This window comes from Flavobacterium sp. SORGH_AS_0622, assembly GCF_030818825.1.
GTDB lineage: Bacteria > Bacteroidota > Bacteroidia > Flavobacteriales > Flavobacteriaceae > Flavobacterium.
This window is the reverse complement of the sequence record NZ_JAUTAX010000001.1, coordinates 3,217,081-3,234,805: the sequence shown is the minus strand read 5'-3', so window position 1 is coordinate 3,234,805 and position 17,725 is coordinate 3,217,081. Positions and strand designations below refer to the sequence as shown.

Below are 17,725 nucleotides of genomic sequence, written 5' to 3'. Positions count from 1 at the left end.
ATATATTTACTAAGAGAACAACTCTTTTAAAACATAGACAAAAAAAATAACCTTTTTTTAAAGTTTTTTTCGAAGTTCTTTCAAGCATCTGTAAATCAGTGTTCTACAGGACTCTATGGAAATGTCTAAAATAGAAGCAATTTCCTCGTAAGGTTTGTCTTCATTAAATCTGTAGAATAAAGCTTTGCGCTGCTTTTCGGTTAGTTCCTGCATCGCAAATGCTAATTTTGAATTAAGAGCAGTATTACTTTCTTCTTCAATTAAAGTATCTTCAAAAGAGAGTTCTTTTAAAATAACTGAATCATAATCAGAGGTGATAGAAAATATTTTTTTAGAAGCTTTGTGCTTTTTTAAAACATTACGCTGTGTGATTTTAAACAAATACGATTTTACATTTACATTTTGAGCAAGTCCAGTGCGGTATTTATAAATGTCTAAAAAAACATCATGAATAGCATCTTTAGCAATCGAAGTTTCATTAGTATATTGTGAAGCAAAAGTAAGTAAAACATCAGCGTAGATATCATACAGCTTTTCAAAGGCGGTAATGTCACCTTTTTTAATCTGCTGCCATAAAAAAATATCTTCTGAAGTGTTCTTCATCGAAGGAATATGATTGCTTGTGTTTAACAGCAAATCTAAAACTTTTATCGCTAATACAGTTAGATTTTAAAATATTTCATAATGTTTTGTATTAATTGATGAAAATAATAGCGATTTTTTTGTTAAATTTGATTTTTTTTTTTTTTTTTTTGATGTTTTTATATTTCAGTGAATTTCATTTCAGATGTTCTCTAATGTGATGGCACAATTGTGAAATTATCCATTTTTGCATTAGTACAATAGATTATACAAATACTATATCAACAGCAAGATTTCCGTCAAGTGGAGAAATCAATTAAAGGTCAAAAAGTGTCTAAAATAACAAGAGTATCTAACAGCCTGTAATTTTCCATCCAGTAAAAGCTTAAAATTTTCAGGGCAGATTCGGTCCATTTAGGCACAAAAACCAGAGTTTCGAAAATCTGTGCGCCATTGATTAAAAAGTAGATAAGTGTGGTGATGCAGAGCCATATTTCAGCTCTGGTCAGTTAATTGCAGTAAGACCTTCTATATTATTTTTTGTTTAAATTATCTTTTGTTTCCTCCATTATGGCTGTGGCTTTGATAAAATAGCTTTCTATAGTTTCTATTTGTTCTTCTGAAAAAATGGCAAGCAATGCCATAGTTTTCTCCTGCAGTTTATCAAAAAACGGCTTAAGCAGCCTCATACTATTTTCGACATTCGGAACAATGATGACTTTTCTTAGGTCTTCCTTGATGAATTGCCTTTCTTAGAGTTTCATTTTTCCAACCGGTCTATTAATCCCGTTACGGCACCTATGCCTAAACCCGAAAGTTTAGAGATTTCTCCCACGGTTATAGATTTATGAAGAATAAGTCCTAAATATATGCGGCCGGCTTCCGAAAGTCCTGCTTTTTTGGTAATTACAGCATGTATAAATGCAGATGCATCAGAATGTTTTCTGCTGGCAGCTTGAAATCGTGTTAGTAAATCAGTACTATTTACTTTGCTCATAAACTAAGTATCTTAGTGAAAAAGATAAATAAATTATTAAAATAACAGTTTAGCTTCTTGAAATTTCTATTTTTTGAAGATACCGGCGCTGTATCTGCTAAATTCTCTCGTAGATTTTGTAACGAGAACACCACGAATGCTTCTGCATGAGCTGCTTTCTCACATAGTATTGATTTAGTGTTAGGTGTTGATAATATCATAAAAAATTATGATATAAAATATTTTAATGAAATAAATAGTTGTCTTTTTTTATCATAAGTCTAGTAATAATTACAATTTGACCCTTTTTCTGATACAAATAGAACCATAGTTTGGCAAGTCTTTATTGTTAATTTGTTCCCTGTCTCTAAGAGTTTTTCAAAGAGGCAAACCAGCTTATTAACTAATACCTAACCAACCAAATTATGAATGAAAAAAAAGGAATGCGATGCATTAAAAAGCGCAGTTACAGTCTTTTTAATACAGGCATTATTATAGCGATGCTATTTTATGCCGGACTGATGTCAGCCCAAAATTCTGATCCAATAAGAATTAAGGGTACTGTTACATCAGAAACAGATGGGCAGCCTCTTTTTGGGGTGAATGTACAGCTTAAAGGAACTGATCGGAGAGCCGTTACAGATGCCGATGGAGGTTTTGCCATCACTGCGAAAATCGGCGATGCAATTCTATTCAGCTATCTGGGATTTGTCAAGCAGGAAGTGAAAATTACAGACGTGCAGATTGCAGTCCAATTGAAAGAGGATTCAAAAGCGCTAAACGAAGTAGTGGTGATCGGGTATGGAAAAGCCAAAAGGAAAGACCTGACAGGAGCCATATCCTCGATTAGCGGCGACGAGCTCCGCAAAACACAACCGGTTACTTTTGACCAGGCGCTTCAGGGAAAAGTTGCCGGTGTGGTGGTGCAGCAGACCTCGGGACAGCCTGGGGGAGGCGTAAACATACAGATCCGAGGCATGTCTTCGTTTGGCAGCAGTTCGCCAATGTATGTAATTGACGGGGTTATCATTGGCCAAAGTTTTGACACCGGCAATGGCACCAATCCACTGGCGACCATAAACCCTTCAGATATTGAATCGATAGATGTCTTGAAAGATGCTTCAGCAACAGCAATTTATGGTTCGCAGGCTACAAATGGCGTAATTGTGATTACGACAAAGAGAGGCAAGGAAGGTGCTGCTAAAATTACTTATGAGGTTTCAACGGGATTTCAAGAGCTTATCAAGCAGTATCCGACTATGAATTTAAGGGAGTATGCCACATTTATCAATCAGAGGGCAGCAGTATGGGGTTTTGATGAGAGGCCTGAATTTGCCAATCCGAATTATTTAGGTGAGGGCACCAACTGGCAAGAAGAATTGTTTCGTAAAGCTCCTGTCACAAATCATGTGCTTACTTTAAGCGGCGGTTCTGAAAAAACGCAGTATCTGCTTTCAGGATCGTATTTTAATCAGGAAGGGATAGCTTTGGGATCTGAATTTACCAGAGCATCAGTGCGTTTGAACTTGGATAATAAGACAACGAGCTGGCTTAAGTTAGGCACTAGCCTACAGCTGACTCACATTGATGAGAATGTGAATTCTACCGGATCAAATGTTATTCAGGAAGCACTAAGCCAGACACCGGATATTCCCGTGAGAAATGCCGATGGAAGCTTTGCAGGGGAAGAAAGCAGCGAAGGATGGATTGCAAAGCGTGTAAATCCTTACGCATTGGCGCTTATCAATAAAAATAATCCAAAGAGAAATCAGTTTTTTGGCAATTTTTATTTAGACATCGCTTTCACTAAAGATTTTTCTTTCCGTAATGAGGTTTCAGGCAATTTTCTGTATAAAACAGAAGACAGGTTTAGCCCGACCTATAAATTCGGGCTAGCCGAAAAAGTGACCAATGAAGCTTTTTACGCTTACAGCCAGGACTATTTTACCACATTTAGAAGTTTCTTCACCTATTCGAAAGTCTTCAATAAAAAATACAATTTTAATGCTCTTTTGGGACATGAGGCACAGCTGACGCAATTTGAAAATGTTTCTGCCGGAAGAAGAAATTTCATTTCTAATAATGTAACCAATATCGGAAGCGGAGATATCACTACTGCTACCAATGGAGGCACGAAAGGAGACAGCTCACTAGAATCGTACTTTGGACGTTTGAATTTTATCTATGATGACAGATATCTCTTTACGGCAAATATCCGTGCTGACGGTTCTTCGAAATTTGCGCCTGATAACCGTTGGGTAACCACATATTCTGGAGCATTTGCATGGAAACTAAACAATGAGAAATTTTTAAAAGGCTCTAAAATAGTCAATGAATTGAAGTTAAGAACAGGTTATGGGCTTACCAACAATCAAAATGTTAGAAACAATGCCTATCTGTCAACCTTAGAATCGGTATCAACAGGGCTTTCTGGTAATGCACAAATGACTACCAATATCGCAAATCCTGAAGTAGAATGGGAAAAGACCAAATACGGAAATATTGGGGTTGATGCAGCTTTGTTTGGATGGAAGCTTAATTTATCTGTCGATGTTTACAACCGTATGACTGATGGGCTATTGATGCAGATTCCTCTTCCATTGTATTCAGGAACTATTGTGGGGTATTCTCCAGGAGCCATCAATGCTCCTTATGTCAATATTGGACAGGTTCGCAACAGAGGTATAGATCTTCATTTGAGTTCAAGAAATATGGAGCACGGAGATTTTACATGGACTACCGATTTTACTTTATCTCATAATAAAAATAAAGTAATGAAATTAAATACTGACGGAGCTTTTCTTCCAGGATATTATGGAGGAGATGTTGTGTCTAGAACTGTAGTAGGCGGTTCAATAGGAGCATTCTACGGTTATAAAGTTGATGGCGTATTTGCTACAGCAGAAGATTTTAAAAACCATGCACTGCCAACCAATACTGACGGAACAGTGCTGCCAATTACTCCTAATTCGGGTGGAGTGTGGTACGGAGACCTTAAATTTAAGGATCTTAACGGAGATGGCGTGATTACTGAAAAAGATCAGACATTTTTAGGATCGCCTGTTCCAGATTTTCAGTTTGGACTTGGCAATACCTTTACTTACAAAGGTTTTGATCTGAATATTTTCTTTACAGCCAACCAGGGAAGCGAGGTCGTAAACGGAATGAGAATCAATGGAGACAATCCTCTTACCAATAACGGTTATTTGAAGTCTTTGAAAGATCACGCTGTATTGGCTTTAATTGATCCTAATGGTTCGGATTCAGACGTGAATAACGTGTATGTAACCAATCCTGAGACTTCAATTGTCGGATTAAAGAACAATGACAGCAACAGAAACAACCGTTTTTCTGATCGATATGTAGAGAATGGCTCTTTTATAAGATGCAGAAACATGACTTTAGGCTATTCTTTTCCAAGTGAGATGATGAAAAAAATACATATAAGCTCGCTTAGGCTGTATGTGAATGTCAACAATCCTTTTTTAATTACCAGCTATACGGGAATGGATCCGGAGGTGGGTTCATGGAATCCTCTGCAGGCAGGAATTGACAATGGTTTCTATCCGCAATCCCGAAGCTTTACATTTGGACTTAATCTGGGATTAACTAACTAAAAAATGAAACAGAACATTATGAAGGCTATTTATAAAAATATCATTCTAAGCCTGCTGGCTTCAGTAGTGCTTGTTGGGTGCCAAGACGATTTTCTTGATCGTCCATCGCAATCAGAGATAAGCACAGAAAATTTTTACCAGACAAAAGAAGAGCTTCGTTTAGCCACAGCGGCATTATACGGCGGCAAAATTTGGGCGCAATGGAATAATACAGCTTACTTGCCTTTAGGAGACATATTAAGCGGTAATCTTATTCTTCAATATCAGGGCTCGGATCTGGTACAGCTCAATACTTTTACCCTTTCAGGATCCAATGCACGATTGACAACGGGCTGGGCGGCACTTTACATTATAGTGGCACATTGCAATACGACTATTAACGCGATTAATGAAAAAACACCTTCAACAGTTTCAGCTACCGATAAAAATGGAGCTATAGCCGAAGCAAAATTCATGCGTGCTATGGCTTACTATCACTTGGCAATGCTTTGGGGTGAAGTGCCTATTATAGAAGATAATACTAAACTGATAAAATCGCCTCTAGTCAATAAAAACAAAATAGAGGATGTGTACAGATTTGTAATCGAGGATTTGACTTTTGCGGCAGAAAACCTGCCTAAAACCGATCAGCCAGGCCGAGTTACATCATGGTCAGCTAAAGGGATGCTAAGCAAGGTCTACCTGACGAGAGCAGGTGTAGGCCAGACTGGAGGAAGCCGCAATCAAGAATTTTTAAATCTGGCGAAGACTTATGCCAAAGATGTTATTGCAAACAGCGGGCTAAGCTTGCTGCCTAGTTATGCAGATCTTTTTAAAACTAAGTTTAACGACAATCAGGAGTCACTTTTTGCACTGCAGTGGTCTGCTACTACCGAATGGATGAACGGAAACCAATTATTGACTTACTCACCTAGCAATGACATTAATCCTCAAAAAGGAGGTGCATGGGGAGCTCCAGGGGTGAGTTACGATTTGTACTTAGCTTATACAGAGCAGGATTCTATCCGACGAAAAGCAAGTTTTATGCTGCCAGGAGACCATTATCCTGAGCTTAATGCCGCGGGAGGCGGTTATACGGCAGCCTCTCCGGGAATGAAAAAGCATATTATTGGTAATGAAGCCGATAATAATTCGCCTGCGATGTCATACTTGGGATCTATTGAACATAATGCCCTTTTAAGACTTGCAGATGTATATCTGGTGTATGCAGAAGCGGTGCTTGGAAATGATGTTTCAACAAGCGATGCCGATGCGCTGCTGTATTTTAATAAGGTAAGAACGCGCGCAGGAGTAGATCCGCTAACGTCAATTAATGAAGACATTATTCTTAAAGAAAGAAGAGTAGAATTTGCCTGTGAGGGACAATACTGGTATGATTTGGTAAGACTCTCGTATTATAATCCTCAAAAAGCAGTGGCGCTTTTGAGCAACCAGCAGAGAGTACTGTTTGATTATGACAAGGATTCGAAAACTGCAACGCCAAACGATCCTATTGGAACGATATCGCCTGCAACCTCTGCTACTTTTACTCTGCAGCTTCCGACAACAGAGGTTGTGGTGAACCCTAAGTTAAATGAACCGTCAGTTCCATACTATAAATAATGACAGTTATGAAAAAAATAATAGACAATAGTTTTACCCGCCTGCTTTTTGCAGGTATGATGCTTGTGGCGGCAATGTTTGTGTCCTGCAACAATGATGAAGATTCCGGTGCTGGACCAGTTATCACAGAGGTGCGCAATTATGCAGCAGCTCCAAATGACACATTGGTGAATAAACTGGTTCCTGGGCAGTGGGTTGTCTTAAAGGGATCTCGTTTAAAAGATGCAGTAAAGATTGCCTTCAATGGTATTGCGGTCGATTTTAATGGAGGTTTGTTTGCCGATAACTATGCAGTTGTACAAGTGCCGGCAGTGATTCCTTTTCCATCTGTTGCTGAAAAAGATTTAAACACCATTCAGCTTGTTACACCAGACGGAAAAGCGATTTTTGATATTGATATTGTGGCTGGACCTCCAGCGCTAGATCACATTTCAAATGAAATTGCGCAACCGGGGGAAGAGGTGGTCGTGTATGGAACAAATTTGTTTCAGATCAGCGAACTCATCTTTGCTGGCGTGTCCGTACAGGAATTTACAGGTTCAGATGAAGGAACTTCAATTACTTTTAAAATGCCTGATTCAGCAGTCAGCGGTCCTTTAAAAATTACTACCGCTTCAGGTGAAATTACAACCTTATTCAATGTGAATGATTTAACTACAGGCATGATCTGCAATTTTGATACTATAGGAAGCATGTCTTGGGGAACTTCAACAAGTGATAATGATCCAGATTTCCTAGGAAATAAAGGCGTATATGCTATTTTAAATCCAGGAGCTTTAAGTGCTGGAAACGGTTCTTGGTGGGAGAACGGACGATGCATTAATATTGAGCAGGCTCAGCATTGGATTCAGCCTAACGATTTGACATTAGACCTTAGCCAGTTTGCCTTAAAATTTGAAATTAACATTGCTGGAACTTGGAAAGGCAGTTCTATTTTTATTGTAAAGGATTATAACTGGACCTATTTGGCAAGATATGAACCTTGGAAAACTACAGGAGGTAAAGGAGTTACTACAGAAGGTAAATGGACTACGGTAACGATTCCTTTAACAGAGTTCCGCACTAAGAAGGATGATAAAGAAGGAACAGGCGATTCAGCAGCAAGTTTAACCGAATTGGTTGGCGGTTCTGGCATAGGCGGCATCAACTTTTTTATTATTAATGATGCCTCGACTCCAGCGCCTGGAGATTTCCGAGCAGCAGTTGATAATATCAGGGTAGTAAAGATTCTTGATAACGCTAGCACTAATTAGTAAAATAAAGATTCTGAACTGCGGAAATTAGCAAGTGGCAGAAGTTCCGCAGTTCAAATCATAATCCTAAAACAATTTAAATGAAGCATAAATTCTTATATCAGATGCTGCTGCTTTTTATGATCAGCGGATCTTCTTTTAGCTGTTCTAAAGGTACAGATGAAGAGCCGTATTTGACTGTTTCGACAGAATCGGTTTCTTTTATGCCTGAGGGAGGCGCATCTGAACCAATTGCAATTGAAGCAAACAGTACATGGAGCATAACAAATTTAGCCTCATCTTGGCTGCAACTAAGTAAATTAAGCGGTGCTCAAGGCACAGACAAGACCACAATTACGGCCTCTGCTAACAACAGCGGAGTTAGCCGTTCGGCTGTGCTGACTGTTACAGCGGATAACGGACAGGCAAGACGCATTACAGTTACACAAACAGGCAATTTATATCCAGGTTATAATTTATCTCCAAAGCCAGATGATGCTGCAGGGATGAGCACAGCGGTTGAATTGGCAGCCAAATTTAAACTGGGATGGAACATTGGGAATACATTTGAAGCACCGGGTGGTGAAACCGGTTGGGGTAGTCCAGTAATCACAGAGGAATATGTAAAAGCTGTAAAGCAATTAGGTTTCTCTGCCATTCGCATACCTTGCGCTTGGAATTTTCATCTTGACAACGAAGCTACCGCACATCTTGATCAGAATTGGGTCAATAGGGTAAAAGAGGTCGTAGGTTATTGTGTGAATAACGACATATATGTTATGCTTAATATTCACTGGGACGGTGGATGGCTGGAAAAAAACATCACTAAAGCAAAGCAGGAGGCTGTCAATGCTAAACAAAAAGCATTATGGGAACAAATCGCTACCGCAATGCGTGATTTTGACGAGCATCTGATGTTTGCCAGCGCTAACGAACCAGATGCCAGGAATGCGGAGGAGGTGGCAGTATTAGCATCGTACCACCAAACGTTTGTTACAGCTGTTCGCTCTACGGGTGGAAGAAACAGTCACCGCGTTCTTATCGTTCAAGGTCCTCAAACAAATCCTGGATTGACATTTGACCTGATGAACACGCTTCCTACAGATCAGGTGCCAAATCGCCTGATGGTTGAGGTGCATAACTATACACCATCACAATTTTGTATCGGAAATAAAGATGAGAGCTGGGGTAAATTGATTTACTACTGGGGTAAAGGCCATCATTCGACCATTGAACCTGACCGTAATGCTACATACGGAGAAGAGGACGAGATAATGGCTGATTACAACAAGATGAAAACCAAATTTATAGATAAAGGAATACCGGTTATAATGGGAGAGTATGGCGCTTACAGACGTAGTGATCCTGCTTATCTTCCTAAAGATTTGGCTATGCATAACGCCTCTGTAGACTATTGGATAAACTTTACAACCAAAGAAGCATTAGCGCGTGGTATTAAACCTTTTTGGTGGGATACAGGTGCAGCTATAGACAGGAGTAATTTTACTGTAAAAGATCAACGTACGATAGATGCTCTTAAAGCAGGGGCTAACTAAAATTTTAAGATAACCGCCTTTCAAAGTTTTTTCAGGATTAGGCATTTATTGGCTATTCCTGAAAAAAAGCAATTTTTTGCTTTTACATTATGAAGCATACTGCCGCATTTCTGGTGCGGCAGCTCTTATCAGTACTAAAATGTTAAGAATTAAAAGCATTGGTTCGGGGTGAGAATAGATTGTAAGGATGATAATAATTTAAACTTTTAAAAAACAAATCAAGATGAAAAAAGCTTACTTATTATGTGTATTGATTTTATCAGTTTTCGTTTCCCAAGCCCAGAGTGTTTGGAAAAATGTTCAGATTGGAGGCGCAGGTTTTGTTACCGGCATTATTCCAAGTAAAACAGATGCCAATTTAAAATACGCCCGTACGGATGTCGGAGGAGCTTATCGTTGGGATTCATCCGGCAACAGATGGATACCTTTGTTGGACTGGACCAGTGTAGACCAGCTGGGTTATCAGGGAGTAGAATCGCTGGCTATTGACCCTCAGAATAATAATGTGGTATATATGCTGGTGGGAACCGATTATTTTAATGGTCAGAAAACAGCGATTTTAAAATCAACCGACAGAGGGGCCAATTTTACTGAAACTATAGTAACCTCACAATTTAAGGCGCATGGAAACGGTATGGGAAGATCTAACGGCGAGCGATTGGCGGTAGACCCTAACAATTCTAATGTGCTTTTTTGCGGAAGCAGACGTGACGGATTGTTTAAAAGTACTAATGGCGGTTCAACTTGGTCTAAGGTATCGTCATTTCCTGTTACAACGACAGCGAATGACAACGGAATCTGTTTTGTAATCTTTGATTCTGCATCAGTTTCTGGAGGCAGCACTCAGACTATTTATGTTGGTGTTTCTAGAACTGGAGCATCCAATCTTTATAAAAGTACAGATGCTGGAAATACTTGGAATGCCGTTTCGGGAGCCACAGTAAATTATATGCCTCAGCGAGCAGTGTTAGATTCTAACAGGGCTTTATTAATCACTTATGCTGATAAGGAAGGGCCTTGGAATCCTTCTTCGGGACAGATTTGGAAGCTTTCTAGCGCAGGGGCTTTAACGAATATTACACCATCATCCTTTTCGGGGCCTTTTGGCGGAATCGATGTTGACCCTTCCAATTCGCAGCGTTTGATTGCCTCATCAATGAATACTTATATGGCGCAGTATACCAATGCACAGGGCAATATAATTTATGCAGATCGCTTCTTTTTAAGTACAGATGGCGGTGCGTCATGGAGAGATTTGGTTGGAAATTCGGGAATCAATGTCTTAGACAATGGCTGTACTTGGATTTCAGGATTTTCAGCATCCATTCACTGGACTGGGGACATCAAATTTAATCCGTTTAATGCCAATAAGGCCAGCGTAATATCTGGAAACGGTATTTTTACCTGTGATGATCTTAATGCATCAAAAACCTCGTGGAAGTTTGATGCTATTGGCCTTGAAGAGAGCGTTCCACTAGGTTTAATCAGCATTCCAGGTGGACCTTTAATGAGCGTCATTGGAGATTATGACGGATTTAAACATACTGATGTTTCGGTATATGCACCACAATATAAGCCTGCAATGGGAACAACATCTGGATTGGCCTATGCATCAGGAAATACCAATAAAATTGTAAGACTTGGAGAGTATATGTACTATTCCAACAATCAAGGAACTGATTGGATAAAAACAACTGCAAACTTAGCAGGACCACGCGGAACGGTGGCACTTTCATATGACGGCGCAACTATTCTACATGTTCCAGAATCTTCCAGCGCTATGTATCGTTCTACCAATAATGGAGCTAGCTGGACAACCGTAACAGGAATTAATTTCAATACGGTTGCCGTATCTGATGCCATTACAAACAATAAATTTTATGCCTACAGCGCAAGTAACGGAGATTTAAAAGTAAGTACAGACGGAGGAGCTTCTTTCAATACGGTTTCGAATGTTGGAGCAGGGGGATCTAGCCTAATTAGAACAGTTCCTGGGTACGCTGGGCATTTGTGGATTGCTAAGAATTATGGCGGACTAATAAGGTCAGTTGATGGCGGAGCTAGTTTTACCGCACCTTCAACAGCGGTAAGCAATGCTTCTGCAGTCGGAATTGGTAAAGCAAAGGCTGGCGCTTCTTATCCAACTATTTATATCTGGGGTACTGTAAGCGGAGTTACGGGAGTTTTCCGTTCTGTAGATCAAGGCAGCAATTGGACTCGCGTTAACGATGATGCACATGAGTATGGAGGCACAGGAAACGGAAACTTCGTAATGGGAGATATGAATATCTATGGACGTGTATATATGAGCACCGTTGGAAGAGGACTTGTTTATGGTGACGATCTTGCTGAAACTGCAGCTTATTACACCATTTCAAATAGAAGCACTGGACTGCTAATAGACGGAATGAGCAGAACCACAAATGGAAGTAACGCAGGGCAATGGAGCTATAGCGGAAGCAGTGCTCAGCAATGGGCTCTAGAGTATAACGGCAGCGAAGTTATGATTAAAAACAGAGCGACTGGATTGTATATAGACGGAATGAGCAGAACAGCAAATCCATCAATCGCTGGACAATGGAGCTATAGTGGAAGTGAAGCGCAGAAATGGATACGAGAAGATGCTGGTTCGGGCTATTTCAAGTTTAAAAACAAAGCGACCGGATTGTACTTGGATGGTTTAGGAAATGCAGCCAACGGAGCAGATTTAAGCCAATGGAGTCTCAGCACAAGCAATAACCAGCAATGGTCTGTAAATGCGGTGTCAGGTACAACCTTGAGGCTGAGTGCAAATACAGAAAATTTGCAAGAGCAAAAATTTACTGTAATCTGTTCTCCAAATCCATTTACAAGCAGTTTTAAAATTGAAATAAATGATTATACGGAACCGATAAGTGTGAGAATTTTTGATATGAATGGAAAAAATGTTGAGTCTGTGCAGGTTTCAGAATCAAGCCAACTCTCAATGGGAAGCGCACTTCAGTCGGGATTGTATATCGTAAATGTTGAAGGAACTGGAGGCAATCTTCTCCAATCATTTAAAATGATTAAAAAAAACAGATAGATTAAATTGACAGAAGTCCTAACAGTAGAATAACCTCTGTTAGGACTTTCATATAGAGATTATGTACCTGTATCAGCACATTCTGCTGTAACTTAGAAAGCCAATAATTTTTATCATAAAAGCCAAAAAGAAAAAATCAAAAACACGTTAGCTCCGGGCTAACAAAAAATAAAAATCAAAATGTATAAAAAGAATAAAAGAAATCAATTATTTACAGCTTTATGTATCCTATGTGCCAGTTTTCTGCAGGCACAGCAAAAATACCAGTCACCGGTTACAGAGAACACTGAAAAGGTCGCTTCGGGAAAATTTAAACCAACTTGGGAGTCTCTCCAGCAGTATAAAACCCCTGAATGGTTTCGCAATGCCAAGTTTGGAATTTGGGCGCATTGGGGACCGCAATGTCAGCCAGAGCAGGGAGATTGGTATGGCCGATTTATGTATGATGAAGGCGGAGCGCAGTACAAATGGCATGTAGAACATTACGGGCACCCATCTAAAGCAGGGTTTAAAGAGGTTATTAAGGATTGGAAAGCTGAGAACTGGGATCCTGAAAAAATTGTGGCACTTTATAAACGAGTAGGAGCACAGTATTTTTTTGCTATGGCCAACCATCACGATAATTTGGATTTATGGAACAGCAAATACCAAGGGTGGAATTCTACAAAAGTTGGTCCTAAAAAAGATATTATTTCTGGCTGGGCTGCGGCGGCTAAAAAACAAGGATTGCCATTTGGATTAAGCGTTCATGCGGCTCATGCCTGGACTTGGTTTGAAACTTCGCAACGCTCAGACAAAAAAGGACCTTATGCAGGAATTCCTTATGATGGAAAACTTACTAAAAAAGATGGTGTTGGCACTTGGTGGGAAGGGCTGGATCCGCAGGAGTTGTATGCACAAAACCATCCTCTAAGCGCTGGAAGTGCTGAGAGTATTACCTCTTTGTGGGGGCAATGGAGTTGGGATAACGGAGCCTCTATTCCTTCTGTAGCATATTGTGAGAATTTTTATAACCGCACTATGGATTTAATCAATACCTACAAACCAGACCTTCTTTATTTTGACGATACAGGACTTCCGCTTTATCCGGTAAGTGACGCAGGATTGAAAATAGCAGCTCATTATTACAATACCAACATGGCAACCCATGATAATAAACTCGAAGCAGTTCTATTTGGTAAAGTACTGACTCCAGAACAGAAAAAATGCATGGTTTGGGACGTAGAAAGAGGAGTGCCTGACCAGATTCAAAACGAAGCTTGGCAGACTTGTACCTGTATTGGCGATTGGCATTACAGCAGGGCAATTTATGATGGAAATGGATATAAATCAGCTAAAACGGTTATTCAGATGCTTATTGATATTGTCAGTAAAAACGGAAACCTATTGCTAAACATACCTGTACGCGGAGATGGTTCTATCGATGATAAAGAAATCGCAATTCTTGAAGATATAGCCAAATGGATGGATGTAAATAAAGAGAGTATTTTTGATACCCGTCCTTGGAAAGTTTTTGGCGAAGGACCAATTGCAGACACAAGCAACCCTATAAAAGATGCAGGTTTTAACGAAGGCAAAACCAGCTTATCGCAGAAAGACATTCGTTTCAACCAGAAAAATAATCTGCTTTATGTTTCAGTAATGGGAGCGCCTTCAGAAGATGTTGCGGTAAAATCTCTTGGAAAAACAAAAGAAAACAGAAAGATAAAAAGCATTAAACTGCTAGGAAGCACTGAAAAGGTAACATGGAAGCAAGATAATAATTCGCTGGTGATAGCAAAACCAAAATTTATTCCAAACAATATAGCAGTAGTCTATAAGGTACAGTATGCAGATGCTGCCAAAAGTAATTAGTAGTAAATTGTCAAGCATTAAGGAACAGATAAGTGCTAAAAAGCAATCGTTCAAACTCATCGATATGATAAAAAAGATCTTTCTCATTGCCGTGTTTTTTGCGGTTAACTTTGCAGATGCTCAGCAGGTAAATGACTGGGAGAATCCCGCTGTTAATGGCATCAATAAGGAAAAACCTCATGCGTACGGTTTTCTTGCTGAAGAGAAAAAAAAAAATCCAATGCTTCTGTCTCTTAATGGGATATGGAAATTTAACTGGTCGGCCAATCCGCAGTCTCGACCAGCTGACTTTTACAGCAAAGATTTTTCTACTGATGCTTGGACTACTATTTTAGTGCCTGGCAGCTGGGAATTGCAAGGATTTGGAACCCCTATTTACACCAATGTGGCCTATCCCTTTAAAAGAGATATCCCAATAGTAAGCGGTGAGCCCGATGAGAGTTTTACGGCCTTTAAAGAAAGAAATCCCATTGGCAGCTATACTACCAGCTTCAAGATTCCCGAGAACTGGAGTAATAAACAGATATTTATTAATTTCGGAGGAGTACAATCGGCAATGTATCTTTGGATAAACGGGCATAAAGTTGGCTATAGCGAAAATTCCATGTCACCTGCCGAGTTTGACATTACGCCTTATATTGAAAAAGGAGAAAATAAACTGGCCGTAGAGGTATACAAATACTGTGATGGCAGTTATATGGAAGATCAGGATATCTGGCGTTTGGGCGGGATATTCAGAGATGTCGATCTGATTGCACGACCTAAGACCTTTATCGGAGACTATTTTGTAAAAGCAATTCCAGATAAATCATATTCAAAAGCAGAAGTTGCCATCGATGTCCGTTTGGATAACAGACACACAGAGAATACTTCAGGCTTGAAAGTTGAGGCTACTATAAGCGGATATTCAAAATCAGGAGATTATGTAGAGAAACGGTTTCAGGCAAAAGCCCCTGCTTCATCATCCGATAAAGGAATCTTTACGTTGAGCACCACATTAGATAATCCGAAACTTTGGTCAGCAGAAACTCCCGATTTGTACAAGCTTGTTCTGCAGCTTAAAAATAAAAAAAATGAGATTGTAGACAGAGCCGAATGCTATTTTGGCGTTCGAAGCATTGAAGTGCGTGAAGACGTATTTTACATCAATGGCAAAGCGGTGAAATTGAAAGGCATTAACCGCCATGAAATGCATCCGCGTACGGGAAAATCTATCAGCCGACAAGTCATGGTGAAAGACATGGAACTGATGAAGCAGGCCAATATCAATATGATACGCACAAGCCATTATCCAGATGATCCGCTGTTTTATGAGCTTTGCGACAAATACGGTTTTTATGTAATGGACGAGGCGAATCAGGAATCCCATGCTTTCGGTCTAGGGAATAAAGAGCTGGGTGAAGATCCTCTCTGGAAAACTTCCCATTTAGAACGTGCAGTATCGCTTGTTGAAAGAGACAAAAATCATGCTTGCGTTATCTTCTGGTCATTGGGAAATGAAGGCGGTAAAGGAGAAAATATGAAAGCAATGTCAGATACCATTCGCAAACTCGATAAGACACGTCTGGTTTTTTCGGATACCCACAGGGAAATATCAGATCTCTATGATGATAGTTATCTGCATCCTGAAGATTTTAAGAAATTGGGCGAAAAGATAAAAGACAAACCGGTAATTATGCGCGAGTATGCTCATGTTATGGGAAATTCAGGCGGTAATTTGCAGGAATACTGGGATGTAATTTATGCAGATCCAAGCCTATGCGGTGCTGCAATCTGGGAATGGGACGAACACGGACTGCCAAAAGCGAAAGATGGTTCTCCGTTTGAACTTACCCAGCACCCTGACGATTATACTTTAAAAGATAGCGAATTTTGGGCGTATGGCGGAGATTTTGGTGACAAGCCCAACGATGGCAATTTTGTCATGAGAGGACTTGTTTCTTCTGATCGAAAACCATATCCCCATTATTATGAGGTGCAGAAAGTCTATCAGCCTGTCGTTTTCGAAATGCAGGATGAAAAGAAAACAAGCATTAAAGTCACGAATCGTTTTGATTTTCTGCCGCTTCAAAATTTCGATATTGAATATGAATATGTTTGCGAAGGAAAATCTTTGCAGAAAGGTATTCTGAACGTAGGTTCTGTTTTGCCAGGCGCTTCTGCTGTCGTTGATCTTCCATATCTTCAGAACGAACAGAAAACCTGTTCTGAAATCTGCCTTAATATTTATGTGAGGCTTAAAGAAGCTGCACTTTGGGCAGAAACAGGCTATTGCATCGCCCGCGAGCAGTTTATAATAAAACCTTATGAGTGGAAAAAAGGCATTTCTGGAGCAAAGGCTGTAAAAGTAAAGGAAACACCTGCTGCGATTGAGCTTAAAACAGATGACATGAATTTTGTTTTCAATAAAACCAATGGTAATTTGACAAGCTGGAAGATTAAAGATCAGGAGCTTTTAATAGGACCTTTGGAGCCTTATTTCTGGAAACCGCCAAATGATAACCAAAAGCAGAGCGGCTATTCAAAAGAATTTTCAAAATGGAAAAACGCGACGGCCAATAGAGTGGTTAAAAAAGTTTCTGTAACCAGACAAGACACCTTAATTACGGTAAAGTTTGATATCAATTTTCCCCGTATTGGAGCCAATTATGCATTAGAATATCAGCTAAATGGAAATGGAAAATTAGGCACAAAAGCTTTTTACATGCCATTAAACGATACTATCGGACAAATTCCTAAATTTGGAATGAGACTGCGCATTCCTAAAAATTATAATGCTTTAGATTGGTATGGCCGAGGTCCTTACGAGAATTATCCAGACCGAAAAACAGCTTCTTTATTAGGGGCATATCACAAAGAGCTAGAACATTTTATTGTTCCGTATCCAGCTCCGCAAGATAATGCAAACCGCAGTGATGTGCGTTGGTTTTCTCTTGAATCGCCAAACGGAAACAGTATTAAAGTAACGGGATTGCAGCCGCTGAATTTCCGTGCTTGGCCTTATACAGAAGAAGATTTGGAAAATGCCAGACATGATTATCAGCTGGCCAGACGCGATTTTATTAACCTTAATATTGATCTAAATATTCATGGTGTTGGAGGCGATGATTCGTGGGGTGCAAAAACAATGGAAAAATATACCAATTCTGGCAATAAGCCGTATGAATTTGGATTTACTTTAGAATATCATCAAAAGCAGTAGCGTCTTGCCGCATTATTTCAGAACAGCATAAAATCAAATA

The 17,725-nt window shown here is 39.7% G+C and carries 10 protein-coding genes; 7 read left to right on the top strand and 3 right to left on the bottom strand.

The window, feature by feature from the left end:
- Positions 1 to 57 precede the first annotated feature (57 nt).
- The 3 genes from QE431_RS13715 to QE431_RS13705 all read right to left on the bottom strand — a co-directional run bounded on the left by QE431_RS13715 (position 58) and on the right by QE431_RS13705 (position 1,579).
- Positions 58 to 636 carry an RNA polymerase sigma factor gene (locus QE431_RS13715; RefSeq protein WP_307296832.1) on the bottom strand — a complete coding sequence of 193 codons (579 nt, stop codon included), beginning with the start codon at positions 634 to 636 and terminating at the stop codon, positions 58 to 60.
- 479 nt (positions 637 to 1,115) lie between these two features.
- Positions 1,116 to 1,271: a hypothetical protein gene (locus QE431_RS13710; protein WP_307296829.1), complete on the bottom strand. Its 156-nt coding sequence runs from the start codon at positions 1,269 to 1,271 to the stop codon at positions 1,116 to 1,118.
- Between the two features lie 71 nt (positions 1,272 to 1,342).
- On the bottom strand, positions 1,343 to 1,579 hold the full coding sequence (locus QE431_RS13705; RefSeq protein WP_307296827.1) for a hypothetical protein: 237 nt from the start codon (positions 1,577 to 1,579) through the stop codon (positions 1,343 to 1,345).
- 404 nt (positions 1,580 to 1,983) lie between these two features.
- On the opposite strand from QE431_RS13705, the gene QE431_RS13700 reads away from it, so the two are divergent.
- The 7 genes from QE431_RS13700 (at position 1,984) to QE431_RS13670 (ending at position 17,685) form a co-directional block, all read left to right on the top strand.
- Positions 1,984 to 5,175 (top strand): TonB-dependent receptor, encoded by a 3,192-nt coding sequence (locus QE431_RS13700; RefSeq protein ID WP_307296824.1) that lies wholly within the window; start codon positions 1,984 to 1,986, stop codon positions 5,173 to 5,175.
- 3 nt (positions 5,176 to 5,178) lie between these two features.
- Complete coding sequence (locus tag QE431_RS13695) at positions 5,179 to 6,777, top strand: RagB/SusD family nutrient uptake outer membrane protein (RefSeq protein WP_307296821.1); 1,599 nt, start codon at positions 5,179 to 5,181, stop codon at positions 6,775 to 6,777.
- 8 nt (positions 6,778 to 6,785) lie between these two features.
- Positions 6,786 to 8,030 (top strand): glycan-binding surface protein, encoded by a 1,245-nt coding sequence (locus tag QE431_RS13690; protein ID WP_307296817.1) that lies wholly within the window; start codon positions 6,786 to 6,788, stop codon positions 8,028 to 8,030.
- 80 nt (positions 8,031 to 8,110) lie between these two features.
- Positions 8,111 to 9,565 carry a cellulase family glycosylhydrolase gene (locus QE431_RS13685; RefSeq protein WP_307296815.1) on the top strand — a complete coding sequence of 485 codons (1,455 nt, stop codon included), beginning with the start codon at positions 8,111 to 8,113 and terminating at the stop codon, positions 9,563 to 9,565.
- Positions 9,566 to 9,788: 223 nt separating this feature from the next.
- Positions 9,789 to 12,629 carry an RICIN domain-containing protein gene (locus tag QE431_RS13680; protein WP_307296812.1) on the top strand — a complete coding sequence of 947 codons (2,841 nt, stop codon included), beginning with the start codon at positions 9,789 to 9,791 and terminating at the stop codon, positions 12,627 to 12,629.
- A gap of 180 nt (positions 12,630 to 12,809) precedes the next feature.
- Positions 12,810 to 14,483: an alpha-L-fucosidase gene (locus tag QE431_RS13675; RefSeq protein ID WP_307296810.1), complete on the top strand. Its 1,674-nt coding sequence runs from the start codon at positions 12,810 to 12,812 to the stop codon at positions 14,481 to 14,483.
- 64 nt (positions 14,484 to 14,547) lie between these two features.
- Positions 14,548 to 17,685 carry a glycoside hydrolase family 2 TIM barrel-domain containing protein gene (locus tag QE431_RS13670; RefSeq protein ID WP_307296807.1) on the top strand — a complete coding sequence of 1,046 codons (3,138 nt, stop codon included), beginning with the start codon at positions 14,548 to 14,550 and terminating at the stop codon, positions 17,683 to 17,685.
- Positions 17,686 to 17,725: the final 40 nt, after the last annotated feature.

What these genes read in the sequence shown, in the direction of transcription:
- QE431_RS13710 (WP_307296829.1), bottom strand. Translation starts at nt 1,271, where the DNA reads ATGAGGCTGCTTAAGCCGTTTTTTGATAAACTGCAGGAGAAAACTATG.
- QE431_RS13705 (WP_307296827.1), bottom strand. Translation starts at nt 1,579, where the DNA reads ATGAGCAAAGTAAATAGTACTGATTTACTAACACGATTTCAAGCTGCC.
- QE431_RS13700 (WP_307296824.1), top strand. Translation starts at nt 1,984, where the DNA reads ATGAATGAAAAAAAAGGAATGCGATGCATTAAAAAGCGCAGTTACAGT.
- QE431_RS13695 (WP_307296821.1), top strand. Translation starts at nt 5,179, where the DNA reads ATGAAACAGAACATTATGAAGGCTATTTATAAAAATATCATTCTAAGC.
- QE431_RS13690 (WP_307296817.1), top strand. Translation starts at nt 6,786, where the DNA reads ATGAAAAAAATAATAGACAATAGTTTTACCCGCCTGCTTTTTGCAGGT.
- QE431_RS13685 (WP_307296815.1), top strand. Translation starts at nt 8,111, where the DNA reads ATGAAGCATAAATTCTTATATCAGATGCTGCTGCTTTTTATGATCAGC.
- QE431_RS13680 (WP_307296812.1), top strand. Translation starts at nt 9,789, where the DNA reads ATGAAAAAAGCTTACTTATTATGTGTATTGATTTTATCAGTTTTCGTT.
- QE431_RS13675 (WP_307296810.1), top strand. Translation starts at nt 12,810, where the DNA reads ATGTATAAAAAGAATAAAAGAAATCAATTATTTACAGCTTTATGTATC.
- QE431_RS13670 (WP_307296807.1), top strand. Translation starts at nt 14,548, where the DNA reads ATGATAAAAAAGATCTTTCTCATTGCCGTGTTTTTTGCGGTTAACTTT.